A 16,402-nucleotide genomic window follows, 5' to 3' on the forward strand; every position below is an offset into this window, starting at 1 on the left:
TCAGACGATGCGGGCCTGAGCCGCAAGCATCTTCCGCATCTCGACGAAGGTTGTTCTGGCAAAGCCCGGATGTGCCTTCTCGGCGGTTCTCGAAAAACCCCAGGCGCCAAAGACGGCATGATTTTCGGTGAGCTCGATGCGCGTCTCCAGCCGCAAAGCGGCAAGGCCAAGCGCTGCCGCCGTCGCCTCGGCGGTTGCCAGCAGCCGCTTGCCGAGCCCCTTGCCTTGCGCCTCCGGGAGAACGGCGAGCTTGCCGACATAGAGACAGTCGGCCTCCGGCCGCAGGAACAGGCAGCCGATCAGCTTTTCGTTTTCGATGGCGACATGACCGATCTCGGTTCCGGCTTTTTCGGCCAGCGAATCCGTCGTCAGCTTGAGCGCCGAAGAGGGCGGTTCGATCCTGCCGTTCATCGAGGCGAAGGCAGCGAGGATGAGCGCCAGCAGTTCGTCCCAGCGCGTGAAGTTCTGATCCAGGCGGATGATTGTCATAGGGTCTGTCCTTGCCTTTCCCGGCGGCGTTTATAGCGTATCGTGTCGAACCGGGCCGAGAGCGCGTCGTAGAGCAGCAGCCGTCCGATCAGCGGTTCGCCGGCGCCGGTGATTAGCTTGATCGCCTCCATCGCCATCATCGTACCGATGACGCCGGTGAGCGCGCCGATGATTCCGGCTTCGGCGCAGGAGGGGATCAGGCCCGCCGGCGGCGCTTCCGGAAACAAGTCGCGATATCTGGGATTGGGTGTTCCGTCGTCGCTGGTCTCATAGGGCTTGAGGACCGTCAGCGAACCGTCGAAACGCCCGACCGCGCCGGTGACAAGCGCAATCTGCGCCGCCTCGGCGGCGTCGGCGGCGGCATAACGCGTGTCGAAATTGTCGGAACCGTCGATCAGCAGGTCGAAGCCGGCGAGTTGCCGCTGGGCGGTCTCCGCGCCAAAACGTTCCTCGAAGCGGATGAGCCGCACATGCGGATTGAGCCGGGCAATGGCGAGCGCGGCACTTTCGGTTTTCAATTCGCCGATCGTGCCGGAATCATGGATCACCTGGCGCTGCAGGTTGGAGAGCGACACCCGGTCGTTATCGACGATGCCGAGCGTGCCGATACCGGCGGCGGCCAGATATTGCAGGATCGGCGCCCCAAGGCCGCCGGCGCCGATCACCAGCACGCGGGCGGCCTTCAGCCGCTGCTGGCCGGCGCCGCCGATCTCGGGGAGCAGGATGTGACGGTGATATCGGGCGATTTCGTCGGGGCTGAGCGGTTCCATGGCGGCGATGCTATCATGACGCCCGACGCCGGGAAAAGCCGCCTCGCTCATCCGAACACCTTTCCGTCAGCAACGGTGAAGAACTGCGCCCGGTCGGCGAGCGCTGAAAACATTGTCCGATCCGTGCCCGTCATGAAAGCCTGGCCGCCGAGCCCGTCGATGAGATCGAACAGCGCGGCGCGGCGGCCCTCGTCGAGATGGGCGGCGATCTCGTCGAGCAATAGGATCGGCGCATGGCCGGTGAGATTGCCGACAAGCCGCGCATGTGCAAGCACCAGGCCGACGAGCAGCGCCTTCTGCTCACCGGTTGAACAACGCTCCGCCTCCATTGCCTTTTCGCGGTGGTGGACGATGAGGTCGGCCCGGTGCGGCCCGTCCAGCGTGCGCCCGGCACCGGCGTCGCGGTACCGGCTCTCCGCCAGCATCGCCGCATATTCGTCCTCGAGATCGACCGAGGGGCGAGAGAACTGGCCGTCCATGAAGCCCGAAAGCTGCAGCGATGCCGAAGGGAAGGGCGAGTTTTCCGGCCTTTCCTCGATCAGCCGGGTGAGCAGGCCGAGCATTTCCTGTCGGGCGAGCGCCATGGCGATGCCGAGGCTTGCCATCTGCTCCTCGATGCCGGCGAGCCAGGAAGGGTCGAAGCGGCCTTCGTCCAGCAATTTGTTGCGGCTGCGCATGGCGCGCTCGAAATCGCTGGCGCGGCGGCCATGGGCGGGATCGAGCGACAGCACCAGCCGGTCGAGAAAGCGTCGGCGGTCGGAGGAGGCGCCGGTAAAGAGGCCGTCCATCGCCGGTGTCAGCCAAAGAAGACGCAGATGGTCTGTCAGTTCGTCGGCGGTTTTTGCCGCGGTACCGTTGATCCGCAGCCTGCGGGTGGTGGTCTCCTCCCCCGCTTCAATGCCGGTGCCGATCTCGACCTCACCCTCCATGCCGTCAAGCGCGGCAAAGATCGAAAAGCCGCCGGCTGCGCCGACGCGGGTAATATCGCCATAGGCGGCGCGGCGAAGCCCCCGGCCCGGCGAAAGCAGCGAGACCGCCTCCATCAGATTGGTCTTGCCCGCGCCGTTGTTTCCCGTCAGCACGGCATGCCGGCCATCGAGGGTGAGGCTCACCGCCGCATAGTTACGGAAGTCTGTCAGCTTCAGACGGGAAAGAGAAACCTTGTGCGGCATCGCGTGTCCGGGTTTGTGAAGCCTGACAGCTATGCCGAAGCGGCGTCGATAGCAAGGCTTGCGGCTTGGCCGCCACGGATCACGCGTAAAATACCCGGGCGGTATTTTCGCATGCTCGCGTAAATGAGCCCAGATTCAGGAACTGTACGGTACTTTTTTCCGGCGTGTCCCAAAAAAATACAACCGAGTCGAAGCGATCGGCATCGCGTCAGTCGCCGCCGACAGCCCTCGTCATTGCTTTCAAACCGCCTGGATATAAGGGCTCCGCCCCATTCTGCCGGGGCCGCTGACGTAACGTAATGCCCAGAAAAAGTCGGTTGAATTTTGCAACTAACGGGTTGAGTTATGCGAGGGAAACGCTATGGTAAACGAACCGTTTGCGTATGAAAGAATGACGAAGTGCCAGATCCGGTTGATATTATCGTTGGTCGCAACATAAGACAGCTTCGCGCCCTTCGCCGGGTTTCCCAGCTCGAGCTTGGTGATGCCCTTGGACTGACCTTCCAGCAGATTCAGAAATACGAAAAGGGGACGAACCGCGTTTCCGCCAGCAAACTGCACCAGATCGCGGTTTTTCTCGATGTCGAGATCTCGGTTCTTTTCGAGGGCGCCGACATGCCGCAATTCGCCAGCCGCATCGAGCTCAGCCCTGACGCCTATGCGCTTGCCCTGAGTTACGACAAGCTGAATTCACCGGCAGGCAAGGAAGCAGTCAAAACCATTCTCACGCTCATAAGCAGTGGGCAGGCTGCCGAAACCGCCGCGTGAATCGAGCCGGGAAATCGGCTTCCTCGCAGACATTGCAATCTGTTTAAGCTCCGCGTTTCGGGCAAGCCCAAGAACAGCGAAAGCCGAAACGCGCCGCGTCGCGTTCGATAAAAAGCGTCAATGAAATTCGCGCTCGTGCAACGCCGTCAGCAGGTCATCCTGCGTCTGGTGGCCGGCATGATAGAGGTCAATCGCGATACTGGCGATCGAAAGGCCCTGTTGGCTGCGAAGCTTGATGTTGCGCTCGGCGCACCATGTGTAAATGGCGCCGGCGAGAACGTCGACGTCGTCGTGCTGAGAGGAGAAGGCTGGCGCCATGGCAGTTACTCTTGCTTTGGTTATTCCCCGAACAGAGCGCCGCGCCCGAAAGGACGGCCAAGGTCGCTCCATCATTCCATCTGCGCCTGATCCTTCGAAAACCTGCTCCGATCTCCGGGTTATGCGCTGACGACAGAGACTGAATTCATTTGGAAAACTTGCAAGCGCCATTATCCGGCTGCGTTAACGCAACTCGACTTTCATCCCGCTGCCGTCTCAATGCGGCACAAACTGCCCGACGCGCCATGCGAATGTGCCAAAACGGGTCGTCATGACAAAAAAGCCGGGAACGTTTCCGTGCCCGGCTTTCGAAACGGCTATTCCGGTTGCGACTCAGCCTTCGAAGAATTCCTTCATCCTAGCAAAGAAGCCCGTCGATTCCGGATTGTTCTCCTTGGAGGAAATCTGCTCGAATTCCTGCAACAGCTCGCGCTGGCGCTTGGTCAGCTTCTGCGGCGTCTCGATCTGGATCTGGATGTAGAGGTCGCCCGTCTGCGCCGACCGTAGCACCGGCATGCCCTTGCTCTTCAGGCGAAACTGTTTACCAGCCTGCGTGCCCTCCGGCACCGTCACCCGCGATTTGGTGCCGTCGAGCGTCGCCACGTCGAAAGTGCCGCCGAGCGCCGCCGTCGTCATCGAGATCGGGACGGCGCAATAGAGATCGGCGCCGTCGCGCTGGTAGAATTCATGCGGCTTCACCGACAGGAAGATATAGAGGTCGCCCGCCGGGCCGCCGCGGGCCCCGGCTTCGCCCTCGCCCTGCAGGCGGATGCGCGTGCCGTCCTCGATGCCGGCAGGGATATTGACCGACAGCGAACGTTCTTCGGTTACCCGGCCCTGGCCGTGGCACTTCTGGCAGGGATCGGGAATGATCTGGCCGCGGCCGTGGCAGGTCGGGCAGGTCCGCTCGATCGAGAAGAAGCCCTGGGCAGCGCGTACGCGCCCCGTTCCCTGGCAGGTGCCGCAGTTCTTCGGTTGCGTGCCGGGCTTGGCGCCCGACCCCGAACAGACGTCGCAGGTGATCGACGTCGGCACGCGGATCTGCGCCGTCTTGCCGGAAAAGGCCTCTTCCAGCGTGATTTCCATGTTGTAGCGAAGATCGGCGCCGCGTTCGCGCCCACCCGACGAACGCTGGCGCGCCCGTCCGCCACCCATCATCTCGCCGAAAATATCCTCGAAGATGTCGGAGAAGCCGCCGCCGGCAAAGCCGCCGCCACCGCCGCCCATGCCGCCATGTTCGAAGGCCGCATGGCCGTAACGATCATAGGCCGCCCGCTTCTGCGGGTCCTTGAGCATCTCGTAGGCTTCGTTGATTTCCTTGAACTTCCGTTCGGCGTCCTTGTCATCCGGATTCTTGTCCGGATGGTATTTCATCGCCAGCTTTCGGAAGGCGCTCTTCAGCTCTTTCTCGTCCGCCGACTTGGCTACACCCAGAGTTTCGTAAAAGTCCGCTTTTGCCATTAAGGATTAAACCCCGGAAATGGATTTCCGGCTGCCATGGTGAGCAGCCGGATCAGGTGTTGAAGCATTACCACGCCGCCGCGGATTACGCGGACTTCTTGCGGTCGTCGTCCTTGATTTCCTCGTAGTCGGCGTCGACGACATTGTCGCCGCCTTCCGCGGAGGCATCGGCAGCAGCGCCGCCTTCGGCCTGCTGTGCTTCATAAATCGCCTGGCCGAGCTTCATCGACACTTCCATCAGCGTCTGGGTCTTGGCCTTGATGTCGTCAGCATCCGGTTCGGAGGCTTCCGAAGCAGTCTTCAGCGCGGCGATCGCATCCGAGATCGCAGTGCGGTCGGCTTCGGAGACCTTGTCGCCGTAATCCTTCAGCGACTTTTCCGTCGAGTGGATCAGGCTTTCGGCCTGGTTCTTGGCTTCCACGGCCTCGCGGCGCTTCTTGTCTTCAGCTGCATGCGACTCGGCATCCTTGACCATCTTCTCGATGTCGGCGTCGGAGAGGCCGCCCGAAGCCTGAATGCGGATCTGCTGTTCCTTGCCGGTGCCCTTGTCCTTGGCCGAAACCTGGACGATGCCGTTGGCGTCGATGTCGAAGGTCACTTCGATCTGCGGTACGCCGCGCGGCGACGGCGGCAGGCCGACGAGGTCGAACTGGCCGAGCAGCTTGTTGTCGGCAGCCATTTCACGCTCGCCCTGCGAAACGCGGATGGTGACGGCCTGCTGGTTGTCCTCGGCGGTCGAGAAGGTCTGGCTCTTCTTCGTCGGAATCGTCGTGTTGCGTTCGATCAGACGGGTGAAGACGCCGCCGAGCGTTTCGATGCCGAGCGACAGCGGGGTGACGTCGAGGAGCAGGACGTCCTTGACGTCGCCCTGCAGAACGCCGGCCTGAATGGCGGCGCCGAGGGCGACGACTTCATCCGGGTTGACGCCCTTATGCGGCTCCTTGCCGAACAGCTGCTTGACGACTTCCTGCACCTTCGGCATGCGGCTCATGCCGCCGACGAGAACGACTTCGTCGATTTCGGCGGCGGTGACGCCGGCATCCTTGAGGGCTGCCTTGCAGGGCGCGATCGTGCGCTGGACGAGATCGTCGACCAGGCTTTCGAGCTTGGCGCGGGTCAGCTTCAGCGTCAGGTGCTTCGGGCCGGAAGCGTCAGCGGTGATGAACGGCAGGTTGATTTCGGTCTGCTGCGAGGACGACAGCTCGATCTTGGCCTTTTCGGCAGCTTCCTTGAGGCGCTGCAGGGCAAGCTTGTCGTTCTTCAGGTCGATGCCGTTGTCGCGCTTGAATTCGCCAACGAGATATTCGACGAGACGCATGTCGAAGTCTTCACCGCCGAGGAAGGTGTCGCCGTTGGTGGACTTCACTTCGAAGACGCCGTCGCCGATCTCGAGGATCGAAATATCGAAGGTGCCGCCGCCAAGGTCGTAGACGGCGATCGTCTTGCCTTCTTTTTTGTCGAGACCGTAGGCGAGCGCGGCAGCGGTCGGCTCGTTGATGATGCGCAGCACTTCAAGACCGGCGATCTTGCCGGCATCCTTGGTTGCCTGGCGCTGCGCGTCGTTGAAATAGGCCGGAACGGTGATGACGGCCTTCTCGATCTTTTCGCCGAGATAGGATTCGGCGGTTTCCTTCATCTTCTGAAGGATCATCGCGGAAATCTGTGCGGGCGAGTAGCCCTTGCCATTGGCTTCGACCCAGGCGTCGCCATTGTCGCCCTTGACGATGCTGAAGGGGACGAGATGCTTGTCCTTCTCGACGGTCGGATCTTCGTAGCGGCGGCCGATCAGGCGCTTGACCGCAAAGAGCGTGTTCGTCGGGTTGGTGACCGCCTGGCGCTTGGCCGGCTGGCCGACGAGGCGTTCGCCATCATCGGAAAAGGCCACCATGGAAGGGGTCGTGCGCGCACCTTCCGCATTCTCGATGACCTTCGCGTCCTTGCCGTCCATGACTGCGACGCAGGAATTCGTCGTTCCAAGGTCGATACCAATTACTTTTGCCATGTCATTCTCTCCTTGAAGCAAGCTGTCGGAACCCCCAGAAGGCATTTCCCTGACAGCCCCTTACGGGATGGGCCTACTTAAGATTACGCAATCGTGATTGCGGTGATGCGGCGTATATAAGGAGCGGTTTTCTGGACTGCAAGGCGGGAAATAGCCCGGAATCCAGCAAAACGAATGTGTTGCCTTCAATTTTGCCGGTCGCCGGGAAAGAGGTCCGTCCATATCGGGAAAGCGGCTGATTTCTGAGTACGTCCCGCAGAATGGACAGCGGTTTTGCGACTGAAAGAACGCGCTGCACATTAAGGGATCGGGCTTGCACCGGGCATGCCGCAAGGTTCTCACTGGCCCATGATCAGATCGAGCAGGGTGGTGCGTCGCGGCTGCACGGAGGAGGTCGTTTGCGGCGCCCCGACATCGCCGGGCGGCACCACGTTTCCGTACCCGCCGCCATTACCTTCGGCAACGTCGGCAGGCGGAATCGGACCATTTCCGGCTGTTGCCGTCGGCTGCCGTACAGGCGCCTGCGGGTAGCGGTTGGCATTCTCGTTGCCGCCGAAGACGCCGGAAATGATGCCGCCGATCGTCGTGGGCGGCGGCACCTCGGCGGTGACCGGCTGCCCGCCGTCCGGTGCCGTCTGCGCCATCGGCTGGCCGTTGGGATCACCGATCAGCTGGCCGTTGCCGAACAGCGGCGCCGGCGAAAGACCCTTGTGGGCGGCGATCATGAATTCCTTCCAGGCCTTGGCCGGCAGGCCGCCGCCGGTCACCTTCTTCATCGGCTTGCCGTCGTCATTGCCGAACCAGACGCCTGTCGTGAGGTTGCTGGTGAAGCCGACGAAGAGCGCGTCGCGTGAATTCTGGGTCGTGCCCGTCTTTCCGGCCGCCTGCCAGCCGGGGATCTTGGCGCTCTTGCCGGTGCCGTTGTCGATGACGCCCATCATCATCGCATTCATCTGCGCGGCGATCTGCTCGGACATCACACGCGGCGGGCTGTCATAGGTGTTTTCGTAAAGAACCTTGCCGTCTGCGGTCGTCACCCGGCGGATGACGTGCGGCGTCGCCTTGTAGCCGCCGTTCATGAAGGCGGCATAGGAGGCGGTGAGTTCCATAAGCGACACTTCGGATGTCCCAAGCGCAATCGAGGCGTTCGGCTGCAGCTCGCTTTCGATGCCGAGCCGGTGGGCGAGCTTGATCACCTGGTCCGGCCCGTCATACATTACCAGCTGAGCGGCAACCGTGTTCAGCGACTTGGAAAGCGCAGTGGCGAGCGTCACCTCGCCATTGTATTTCTTCTCGTAATTCTCCGGAGTCCAGTCGCCGATGCGGATCGGCGCGTCGTTGAACACCGAAAAGGGCGTCAGTCCCTTTTCCAGCGCTGCGGCATAGACGAAAGGCTTGAACGAGGATCCCGGCTGGCGCTTGGCCTTGACGGCGCGGTTGAACTGGCTCGTCGCATAGTCCTTGCCGCCGACCAGCGCCCGGATCGCGCCGGTGCCGTCGATCGAGACGAGGGCGGCCTGCGAGGCATCGAGCTTGCCGCCTTCCTTGTCGAGCACATCGACCAGCGATTGCTCGGCCTTCTTTTCCAGTGACTTGTCGATTGTCGTATCGACGATGACGTCTTCCTTGATGTCGCCGATCAGGCCCGGCAGCTGATCCATCACCATGTCGGCGACGTAGTGTCCGGCCCCCGACCAGTAGCTCTTGGCCGAAGCCGGGGTCTGCGACATCGCGGTCTTGACCTCGGAATCGGTGATGAAGCCCTGCTCTCGCATCGCCGCGAGCACGAGTTGGGCGCGTGCATTCGCGGCGTCCGCGTCGCGGGCCGGCGAAAGCCGCGACGGCGCCTTGAGCAGGCCGGCCAGCACGGCGGCCTCGCCGAGGTTCACATCACGCGCCGACTTGTTGAAATAGCGCCTCGACGCCGCCTCGACGCCATAGGCGTTCGATCCGAAGAACACCCTGTTAAGATACATCGCAAGGATCTGGTCCTTGGTATATTTCTGCTCCAGCCACAGGGCGAGCAGCACTTCCTGCACCTTGCGCTCCAGCGTTCTTTCCGGGGAGAGGAAGAGGTTCTTGGCGAGCTGCTGCGTCAGTGTCGAGCCGCCCTGCACCATATGGCCGGCCGTGAAATTGGTGACGATCGCCCGGCCGAGACCGAGCGGATCGACGCCGAAATGCGAATAAAAACGCCGATCTTCGATGGCGATGACGGCTTCGGGAATATAGGGCGACATGTTTTCGAGCGACAACGCCTCGCCGCCGGTGGCGCCGCGATTGGCAATGACGCTGCCGTCGACGGCGGTGATCTTGACGTTCGGCGGCCGCTCGGGAATCGCCCATGTGCTGGCGCTCGGCATGCGCGAACCATAATAGACAACAAGCCCGGCAACGCCGATCCCGGCCCAGATGAACAGCACGACGCACCAGTAGACCACACGGCGCAGAAAGCTGAAAAAGCCGCCGCCTTCAAGCTCGCGCGGCTCGCGCCGCCGCTGGCGGGCGGGACGCTGCGGTGGCGGCCTGGAACCGCCGCGCCGCGCCGATCTGCTGCCGATGACGCGGTCATCGGCATCCAGCGAAAATTCGTCATCGTCGCGGGCCGGGCGGCCGCTGAAGGACGGTTCTATTCTGTCGCTTGATCTGCCTCTGCCTGCCATCGCCGACCGGTCGCATCCCCTGTTCGATCGCGAAGCCCACTTCGCATAACGGCGCCCCTGCAGCGCCGCGTGTCTTTCCGGACGCGCAAGAACGCTGTAGCACTTTGAAGGGCTGCGTGATTTTGCCTTCAACCGATTCCGGTTCAAGGAACGACGCAGCGGGCGACGCGATCATCCGGTTGAACTTTAATTGCGGCGATTTAACGGGGTGTTAAAGGGCGGCAAACGAGGGCGTCGCGCCGCCTCCCGTTAAATCGTCTCTTCAATATTGGCGGGCCTCGTAATCGTCAGGCGTTTCCGGATCCTGCTTATATTCCCACTCGCCGAGATGAAAGCGGCGCCAGATCTGGCCGGAAGGGTTGAGGCTGGCCCCATCAGTCAGGCGTACGGGAAGGATGGGGTTGTATCTATGCCAAACGGCAACGTCCGTGGCGGCCGCCCGAGGGCCGAACAGCCCGAAGAAAGCCAGGTAGTCTTGCGTCATCAGGGTTCCAGCCTCGAACGGATCAGAATCGATCCGCAATTCCGCAAAATTGCTATAAGCAACCCGGCAAAACAAGAGCGGCAGGCTATACTCACAGCAAATTGCCTATAACCTCGCGCGGACCAACGTAGCCGCTGCCGCGCTGCCTTCGTCACTCGCGCTGAGGCCGGCAGATCGCGCCCGTTTCGGATCGCCCTTGCGGCCACACCCGGCATGCACAAATACCAACGACGCGTTGCATCGAGCAAATGCGATTTCTGATTTAAGGAATTATGCGCAGGGTGGAACCAATAGGCTCGACGATTGTTTATTGAGCAGCGGGACACCCCCTCACGTCCCGCCTAGATCGGCCGTCTCCCCTCAACGCGGCCGATCGACATCAGGCCCGGTGCATCCCCCCAAGGAGCGCCGGGCTTTTTTTCTGGCACTGCTGTCGCATTGGACCCGTCTATGCAGAGAGGGCGGCATTGCTGCCGCCCTCGATATTTCAGTTGTCGCAGGACGGATCGCCCGGACGGCAGACAAAGGGCGAAGCCCTGGGATCCGGGCGGTTGTAGGTATCGGCCTTTCCGCCCCTGAACTGCGGCAGATCACGGAAATTCGAACTCCTGTTGTCATCATCCCTGCGGACCTCTCTGCGGCGTTCCTCCCTGCGGGCGTCGTCGCGCCGGTCGCGGTCACGATCCCAATACTCGCGGGCCTGGTAATCCCGATCCCGATACTCCCGCGGCCGGTAATCCCGGTCCCGGTAGTCGCGGTCGCGGTAATAGTAGTCCGGGCCGCGGCTCCAGCGGTCACGCTCGCGATAGAAATCGCGGCCGCGGTAGTAGCGGTCCCAATAATTGCCGACGCTGAACGTAACCATCGGAATGCCCAGCGGACGGTAATATTGCGGACCGACATAGACACGGCGTTGCTGGTAGACGGCCTGCACATACTGCCCGGAAACCCAGCCGCGGCCGCCGTAGAATTCGACGTCGCACCAGTTGACGTTGGAAAGACATCCACGGATTTCGACCGAAGAGCCGGCGGGGATGACTGCGACGGCGGGATAGCGCGTGCTTGGTCCCGCACGCATGTTGACATTCGCCGTCGAGTAGCCCTCGGCGGCCTGTACTATTGCCGGAGCCAGCACAAGCAGCGCGGCCGCGGCGATCTTGACGATGAGGTTTTTCACGCTTCTCACTCCTGGTTGGCGTGTTTTCGGCAGCGCTTGGCTGCGCTTGTTTGCGGCATATGCCATATGCGCAAAGATAGAGCGATCGCCGGCATTTGTTAGGGCGTCACCATTTTCCTTGTCTTTCAAAAGGTTATACTGACTTCGCGATGAACGCAGCTTGAACGAGGGGGATTTTGTGATGCGATATGGCGTTCTCGATGCGGAAATGCTTGTGCAGGTGTCGTTAACCGCTCGTTAACCTTTCGAAGGCAGTCTCATGGCAATACCGCTTGCTCCTTGACCACGGATGAACTGGCACTGAGACGAGCGGATAACGAAAGGCCGGTTTGAACCGGCCTTTTTGTTGTCGCGATTATTCGTGCTGCGACGCGTCAGTCTCTCTCAGGCGGCAAGGGCCTGAAGAATCCGCACCCAGGAGCGGATGCCCTTGTGATAGGAGACAAGCTCGTATTTTTCGTTCGGCGAATGGATGCGGTCGTCGCTGAGGCCGAAGCCGACGAGCAGCGATTCCATGCCGAGCATCTTCTGGAAATCGCCGACGATCGGGATCGAGCCGCCCATGCCGATGACGATGGCGGGTTTCGGCCATTCGTCGGAAAGCGCGGTCTTTGCCTTGGTCAGCAGCGGCGAGTCATAGGAGAGATGAATCGCCGGCGAGCCGCCATGCGGATGGAATTCGACCGAGCAATCGGCCGGAATTTTCGACCTGACATAGTTGCGGAAGGCCTCGCGGATGGCGGTCGGATCCTGGGTACCGACGAGCCGGAACGAAACCTTTGCCGAAGCCTTGGCGGCGATCACCGTCTTGAAGCCTTCGCCGGTATATCCGCCCCAGATGCCGTTGATTTCGGCGGTCGGCCGCGCCCAGGTCAGCTCCAGCACCGACCGGCCCTTCTCGCCGGAGGGAATGGAAAGGCCGACTTCGCCGAGGAATTTTTCCGCGCTCTTGCCGAGCGTTTCCCATGACGCCTTGATGTTGTCGGGCGTTTCCTCGACGCCGTCATAGAAACCGTCAAGCGTGATGCGGCCGGACTCGTCGCGCAGGCCGGCAAGCGCCTCGACGAGAATATGAATCGGATTTGCTGCAGCCCCTCCGAACAGACCGGAATGCAGGTCGCGGTCGGCGGCCGTCACGACCACTTCCTCGCCGACGAGGCCGCGCAGCGCCGCGGCGATGGCCGGCGTGTCGCGGTCCCACATGCCGGTATCGCAGACAAGCGCATAATCGGCCTTCAGCTCGGCGGCGTTGGCTTCGAGGAAAGGTTTCAGCGACGGCGAGCCCGATTCTTCCTCGCCTTCGAAGAGAATGGTGATGCGGCAGGGAAGCGCGCCATTGATCTCCTTATAGGCGCGGCAGGCTTCGACGAAGGTCATCAGCTGGCCCTTGTCATCGGATGTGCCGCGGCCGGTCAGGATCTTGCGGCCCTCGCCAATATCCTTGATCGACGGCTCGAAGGGATCGTTTTCCCAAAGCTCGATCGGATCGACCGGCTGCACGTCGTAATGGCCGTAGAACAGAACATGGGGCGCGTCGGCGGATGCCCCGACATGGTGGGCGACCACCATCGGATGGCCGGGCGTGTCACGCACCGAAGCGGAAAAGCCGATTCCCTGGAGATAGGCGACCAGCCATTCGGCGGCTTTGCGGCATTCCGCCTTGAAGGCGGGATCGGTGGAAATCGACTGGATGCGCAGAAGCTCGAACAGCTTTTCGAGACTCGAGGAAAGGTTCTGATCCGCGCGTGCAAGCACCTGTTGTACATCCGTCATTTTCGACTCCTTTTTGAAATTTGGCCGGACGATAGACCAAACCAGCAGGGCAAGCGAGGCGGAAAAAGCAAAACTGGGCGCGGCGGAGGTGAGCAGATCTGGATCAGCGTCGGGAAGATTTGCTAGATGTATAGAAGAACATCCTAATTCAATTTACAGTTATTTAGCACAACCAAACTAACGTGACCGAATTCAGCTGTACGAGGGGCGAGATGTTTTCGGTCATTACTTGTATTCGCGACTATCACGATTGGCGGCTGGTGCTCGCGGCGGCCGCGGTCTGCCTGATCGGCGCGATGGCAGCGATGCTGCCGCTTTCCCGCGCCGGGGAATGCGATGCCGGGCGTCGCAAGCTTTGGATCGGCGCGTCGGCTTTCGCCTTCGGCACCGGCGTATGGGCAACTCATTTCATCGCGATGCTGGCCTATGACGGCGGCATGCCGATCAGCTACCAGCTCGGCCTGACGGCGCTTTCCTTCCTCTTGTCGGTTGTCGGTTCGTGGGCGGCAATCCTCGTCGCTTCGCGAAGCCGAGGCAATTTTTCGCGCTTCCAAGGCGGAGTCTTGATGGCGCTCGGCATCGCCTCGATGCACCTCACCGGCATGCAGGCGATCGAGACACAGGCTGACATCCTCTACGATCCGTACATGACGTTGAGTGCGGTACTCGCGGGGGCGCTGCTGTCGAGCATTGCCTTCCACGCCTTCTTCCAGTTGAAGGGACTGAGACGGCTCTTCGTCTCGTCGGTCACCTTCGTCCTTGCGATCTGCGCCCTCCACTTTATTTCGATGGCCAGCATCACACTCGTGCCGGATCCCGGCAAAGAGGTTCCGGCAACGGTGCTGGATACCAGCCTGCTGGCCGCAATCGTCGTGGTGGCGGCCACGGCTCTCATTCTGATCGCTATTTCATTGGTCTTTGTCGAAAGCCACCTGACGGATCTGAGGGGGCTGGCAAATGCGTCGCAGGAAGGATTGCTGATCCTGCGGGAAGGCAGGATTATCGATACCAACGAACGCTTTCAGGGACTTTCCGGCTGGAAGCTTGCGGATCTCTCGGGCAAGGCGCCGTCCATTGTCTTAACCGCCCTCCAGGGACAGAACGGGCCCGGCGAGACGCTGCTCAACACCAGAAACGGCAGGGAGATCGCCGTCGAAGTGAACACGAGCAGGATCGTCTATCGCGGCCACAACTGCGACGTGCTGGCGGTGCGCGATCTTACGGAGCGAAGACAGGCCGAGGAGATTATCGAGCACCTCGCCCACCACGATGTTCTCACCGACCTTCCAAACCGGTCGTTGTTCGATAAGCGCATCCGCCAGGCACTGCAGATGGCCAAGGGGAAGAACAGCGAGGTTGCTCTCTTCTATATCGATCTCGATCGCTTCAAGACCGTCAACGATATCTTCGGCCACGCCGAGGGTGACCGCATTCTTTGCAAAGTCGCCTCGATCCTGCGTCGCGTGGCCGACGAACGCGATACGATCGCCCGTCTCGGCGGCGATGAATTTGCCATCATTCAGTCCGCCGGACAGCAACCGGCGGCCGCGCAGAAGCTCGCAGCCGCGATCCTCGACGAATTCGCCGCCGAGATGGACATGGCGCGCGACCCGACCGCCGTCGGCGTCAGCCTCGGTATTGCCCTTTACCCGGCCGACGGAAGCGATCCGGACGAGATCTGCAATAACGCCGATATCGCACTCTATCGGGTCAAGCACGGTGGTCGCGGCAAGGCCTGTTTCTTCAATGCGGAAATGGACGAGGCGACGCGAGCCCGCCGCCAGATCGAAAGCGAACTGCGCCACGCCATCACCCGCAATCAGATCCATGTCAGCTATCAGCCGGTTCTCAATGCACAGAGCGGCGAGATCAGCGGTTACGAGGCCTTGATGCGCTGGAACCGTCCGGGCCACGGCCTGAGCGAGCCGGATATCTTTATTCCGATCGCCGAGGAAAGCGGCTCGATCGTCCAGCTCGGCGAATGGGTGTTGCAGCAGGCCTGCAAGGAGGCCGCGCGCTGGCCGAATCCGTTGACCATCGCCGTCAACGTTTCGCCGGTGCAGTTCATGCTGCCAAACCTTTGCGAGCGGATCGAGGCCATCCTCAAGGAAACCGGGCTTGCGCCCGGCCGGCTGGAAATCGAGATCACCGAGGCCGCTCTCATCCGGGATCGCGACCGGGTGATGGCCACGCTGCAGCGTCTGCGCAGTCTGGGTGTTCATATCGTCATGGACGACTTCGGCACCGGTTTTTCCTCGCTTTCGAACCTGCGAACCTTCCCTTTCGACAAGATCAAGGTCGACCGCAGCTTCACCGGCATGCTGGAGCATGACGCGGCGGCGCGTTCGATCGTGCGCGCGATCATCGGCCTCGGTCACAGTCTCGGCATGCCAGTGGTGACCGAGGGCGTCGAGACCGAGACGCAGCGCCAGATCGTCGTCGAAGAAGGCTGTGCACAGGTACAGGGGTTTTTGCTCGGCAGACCGGATGTCGAGCCGAGCACCAAGCTCGCTGCCCGCGAAAGCCTCCTGTCCTCGACAGCCTAATGCATGTCGCATTGGTTCCGGGACAACGACATGCATAAAAACAAAAGGCTAAGGGACGATCCGTCGCTACCGTGGCGGCAACCCACCCGTCTTGCCGGCGAGTAATGCCGCTCAGAGCGCCTTGGCGTTTTCCAGCAGACGGCGGATATATTCGAGCGTCAGCTCGCGCTCGAAAGTCCGGAAGCCCTTGAACAGCGCGAGGTCGGCCTCGCGCGCGCTTTCGATCGCCTCGGCTTCCATGGCACGTGCTTTCGGCGTCAGGAAGATCAGCTGCGCCCGCTTGTCGGATGGATGCGGCCGGCGTTCGATCAGCCCGTCGCGGACCATCCGCGACAGCGTATTGGCCATGGTCGCCTGCTCGATATCGACCCGCTCGAGAAGCTGTTTCTGGGTCAGGCCGTCTTCGCCCCAGAGTTCCAGCAGAATGGGAAACTGACCGGGGGAAAAACCGAGCACAACCGCGCGCCGGTGCAGCGAGCGGGCAAAACCCTTCGCCAGCTGGCTGGCGAGGTAAGCTCCCGAATCCATACGGTTAAATCCCATGACTGCAAGTTAGGCGCAAAACCGTGCCGGAGACAATGCAGCAAATCGCATAGGACGCTCCAAAAAATGCAGGCTCGCCCAGCGTTTCGAGCGGCTGGAAAAACAAAAGTCGCCATGGCCTGGAGGTTGGCCATGGCGACTTTAAAATGGGGACAAAGGCCCGGAGAGGGGGATAAGGCCTTTGTCCAAGCCTGATGCGGCGGGGGACAAGCCGGTAATCAGACCCGCGGCGCGAT

Annotated in this window: 13 protein-coding genes; 2 read left to right on the top strand and 11 right to left on the bottom strand. The window is 61.5% G+C overall.

Features of this window, described 5'->3' with window-relative positions; translation table 11 throughout:
• The 3 genes from C4N04_RS11095 to recF are packed head-to-tail and all read right to left on the bottom strand — an operon-like array spanning position 1 to position 2,431.
• Positions 1–489 (bottom strand): GNAT family N-acetyltransferase, encoded by a 489-nt coding sequence (locus tag C4N04_RS11095; RefSeq protein WP_106796042.1) that lies wholly within the window; start codon positions 487–489, stop codon positions 1–3.
• Positions 486–1,310, bottom strand: coding sequence for a molybdopterin-synthase adenylyltransferase MoeB (locus C4N04_RS11100; RefSeq protein WP_106796043.1), 825 nt, complete (start codon positions 1,308–1,310; stop codon positions 486–488). The genes C4N04_RS11095 and C4N04_RS11100 overlap by 4 nt, the downstream gene beginning before the upstream one ends.
• Positions 1,307–2,431, bottom strand: coding sequence for a DNA replication/repair protein RecF (recF, locus tag C4N04_RS11105; RefSeq protein WP_106796044.1), 1,125 nt, complete (start codon positions 2,429–2,431; stop codon positions 1,307–1,309). The genes C4N04_RS11100 and recF overlap by 4 nt, the downstream gene beginning before the upstream one ends.
• Positions 2,432–2,830: 399 nt before the next feature.
• Between recF and C4N04_RS11110 the strand changes: the two genes are divergently transcribed.
• Positions 2,831–3,199, top strand: coding sequence for a helix-turn-helix transcriptional regulator (locus C4N04_RS11110; protein ID WP_106796045.1), 369 nt, complete (start codon positions 2,831–2,833; stop codon positions 3,197–3,199).
• Between the two features lie 117 nt (positions 3,200–3,316).
• Here C4N04_RS11110 and C4N04_RS11115 read toward each other — a convergent pair whose 3' ends face one another.
• The 7 genes from C4N04_RS11115 to C4N04_RS11145 all read right to left on the bottom strand — a co-directional run bounded on the left by C4N04_RS11115 (position 3,317) and on the right by C4N04_RS11145 (position 13,077).
• Positions 3,317–3,517: a hypothetical protein gene (locus tag C4N04_RS11115; RefSeq protein ID WP_004672628.1), complete on the bottom strand. Its 201-nt coding sequence runs from the start codon at positions 3,515–3,517 to the stop codon at positions 3,317–3,319.
• Between the two features lie 333 nt (positions 3,518–3,850).
• On the bottom strand, positions 3,851–4,978 hold the full coding sequence (dnaJ, locus tag C4N04_RS11120; protein ID WP_064681576.1) for a molecular chaperone DnaJ: 1,128 nt from the start codon (positions 4,976–4,978) through the stop codon (positions 3,851–3,853).
• Between the two features lie 85 nt (positions 4,979–5,063).
• Entirely contained in the window at positions 5,064–6,980 is a 1,917-nt protein-coding gene (dnaK, locus tag C4N04_RS11125; RefSeq protein WP_038686106.1) for a molecular chaperone DnaK, read from the bottom strand.
• A 338-nt stretch (positions 6,981–7,318) separates the two neighbouring features.
• A complete protein-coding gene (locus C4N04_RS11130) occupies positions 7,319–9,643 on the bottom strand; it encodes a transglycosylase domain-containing protein (protein WP_077995071.1) in 2,325 nt (774 codons plus the stop codon).
• A 262-nt stretch (positions 9,644–9,905) separates the two neighbouring features.
• Positions 9,906–10,127 carry a hypothetical protein gene (locus tag C4N04_RS11135; RefSeq protein WP_077995101.1) on the bottom strand — a complete coding sequence of 74 codons (222 nt, stop codon included), beginning with the start codon at positions 10,125–10,127 and terminating at the stop codon, positions 9,906–9,908.
• A 487-nt stretch (positions 10,128–10,614) separates the two neighbouring features.
• A complete protein-coding gene (locus tag C4N04_RS11140) occupies positions 10,615–11,304 on the bottom strand; it encodes an SH3 domain-containing protein (RefSeq protein WP_106796046.1) in 690 nt (229 codons plus the stop codon).
• A gap of 384 nt (positions 11,305–11,688) precedes the next feature.
• Positions 11,689–13,077 (bottom strand): dipeptidase, encoded by a 1,389-nt coding sequence (locus C4N04_RS11145; RefSeq protein ID WP_096763461.1) that lies wholly within the window; start codon positions 13,075–13,077, stop codon positions 11,689–11,691.
• Between the two features lie 212 nt (positions 13,078–13,289).
• Here C4N04_RS11145 and C4N04_RS11150 point away from each other — a divergent pair, with 212 nt between their 5' ends.
• Positions 13,290–15,623, top strand: coding sequence for an EAL domain-containing protein (locus C4N04_RS11150; RefSeq protein ID WP_096763460.1), 2,334 nt, complete (start codon positions 13,290–13,292; stop codon positions 15,621–15,623).
• Positions 15,624–15,734: 111 nt separating this feature from the next.
• On the opposite strand, the gene C4N04_RS11155 is transcribed toward C4N04_RS11150, so the two are convergent.
• Positions 15,735–16,151, bottom strand: coding sequence for a MarR family transcriptional regulator (locus C4N04_RS11155; protein WP_038686115.1), 417 nt, complete (start codon positions 16,149–16,151; stop codon positions 15,735–15,737).
• Between the last annotated feature and the right edge of the window lie 251 nt (positions 16,152–16,402).

Origin of the sequence: Rhizobium sp. H4 (assembly GCF_003013335.1) — a bacterium.
In the GTDB taxonomy this organism is placed as follows: Bacteria; Pseudomonadota; Alphaproteobacteria; order Rhizobiales; family Rhizobiaceae; genus Rhizobium; species Rhizobium sophoriradicis.

Excerpts from the sequence above, each read along its gene's own strand:
- dnaJ (WP_064681576.1), bottom strand. The coding sequence starts at position 4,978 with ATGGCAAAAGCGGACTTTTACGAAACTCTGGGTGTAGCCAAGTCGGCG.
- C4N04_RS11130 (WP_077995071.1), bottom strand. The coding sequence starts at position 9,643 with ATGGCAGGCAGAGGCAGATCAAGCGACAGAATAGAACCGTCCTTCAGC.
- C4N04_RS11100 (WP_106796043.1), bottom strand. The coding sequence starts at position 1,310 with ATGAGCGAGGCGGCTTTTCCCGGCGTCGGGCGTCATGATAGCATCGCC.
- C4N04_RS11095 (WP_106796042.1), bottom strand. The coding sequence starts at position 489 with ATGACAATCATCCGCCTGGATCAGAACTTCACGCGCTGGGACGAACTG.
- C4N04_RS11155 (WP_038686115.1), bottom strand. The coding sequence starts at position 16,151 with ATGGATTCGGGAGCTTACCTCGCCAGCCAGCTGGCGAAGGGTTTTGCC.
- recF (WP_106796044.1), bottom strand. The coding sequence starts at position 2,431 with ATGCCGCACAAGGTTTCTCTTTCCCGTCTGAAGCTGACAGACTTCCGT.
- C4N04_RS11150 (WP_096763460.1), top strand. The coding sequence starts at position 13,290 with ATGTTTTCGGTCATTACTTGTATTCGCGACTATCACGATTGGCGGCTG.
- C4N04_RS11115 (WP_004672628.1), bottom strand. The coding sequence starts at position 3,517 with ATGGCGCCAGCCTTCTCCTCTCAGCACGACGACGTCGACGTTCTCGCC.
- C4N04_RS11145 (WP_096763461.1), bottom strand. The coding sequence starts at position 13,077 with ATGACGGATGTACAACAGGTGCTTGCACGCGCGGATCAGAACCTTTCC.
- C4N04_RS11135 (WP_077995101.1), bottom strand. The coding sequence starts at position 10,127 with ATGACGCAAGACTACCTGGCTTTCTTCGGGCTGTTCGGCCCTCGGGCG.
- dnaK (WP_038686106.1), bottom strand. The coding sequence starts at position 6,980 with ATGGCAAAAGTAATTGGTATCGACCTTGGAACGACGAATTCCTGCGTC.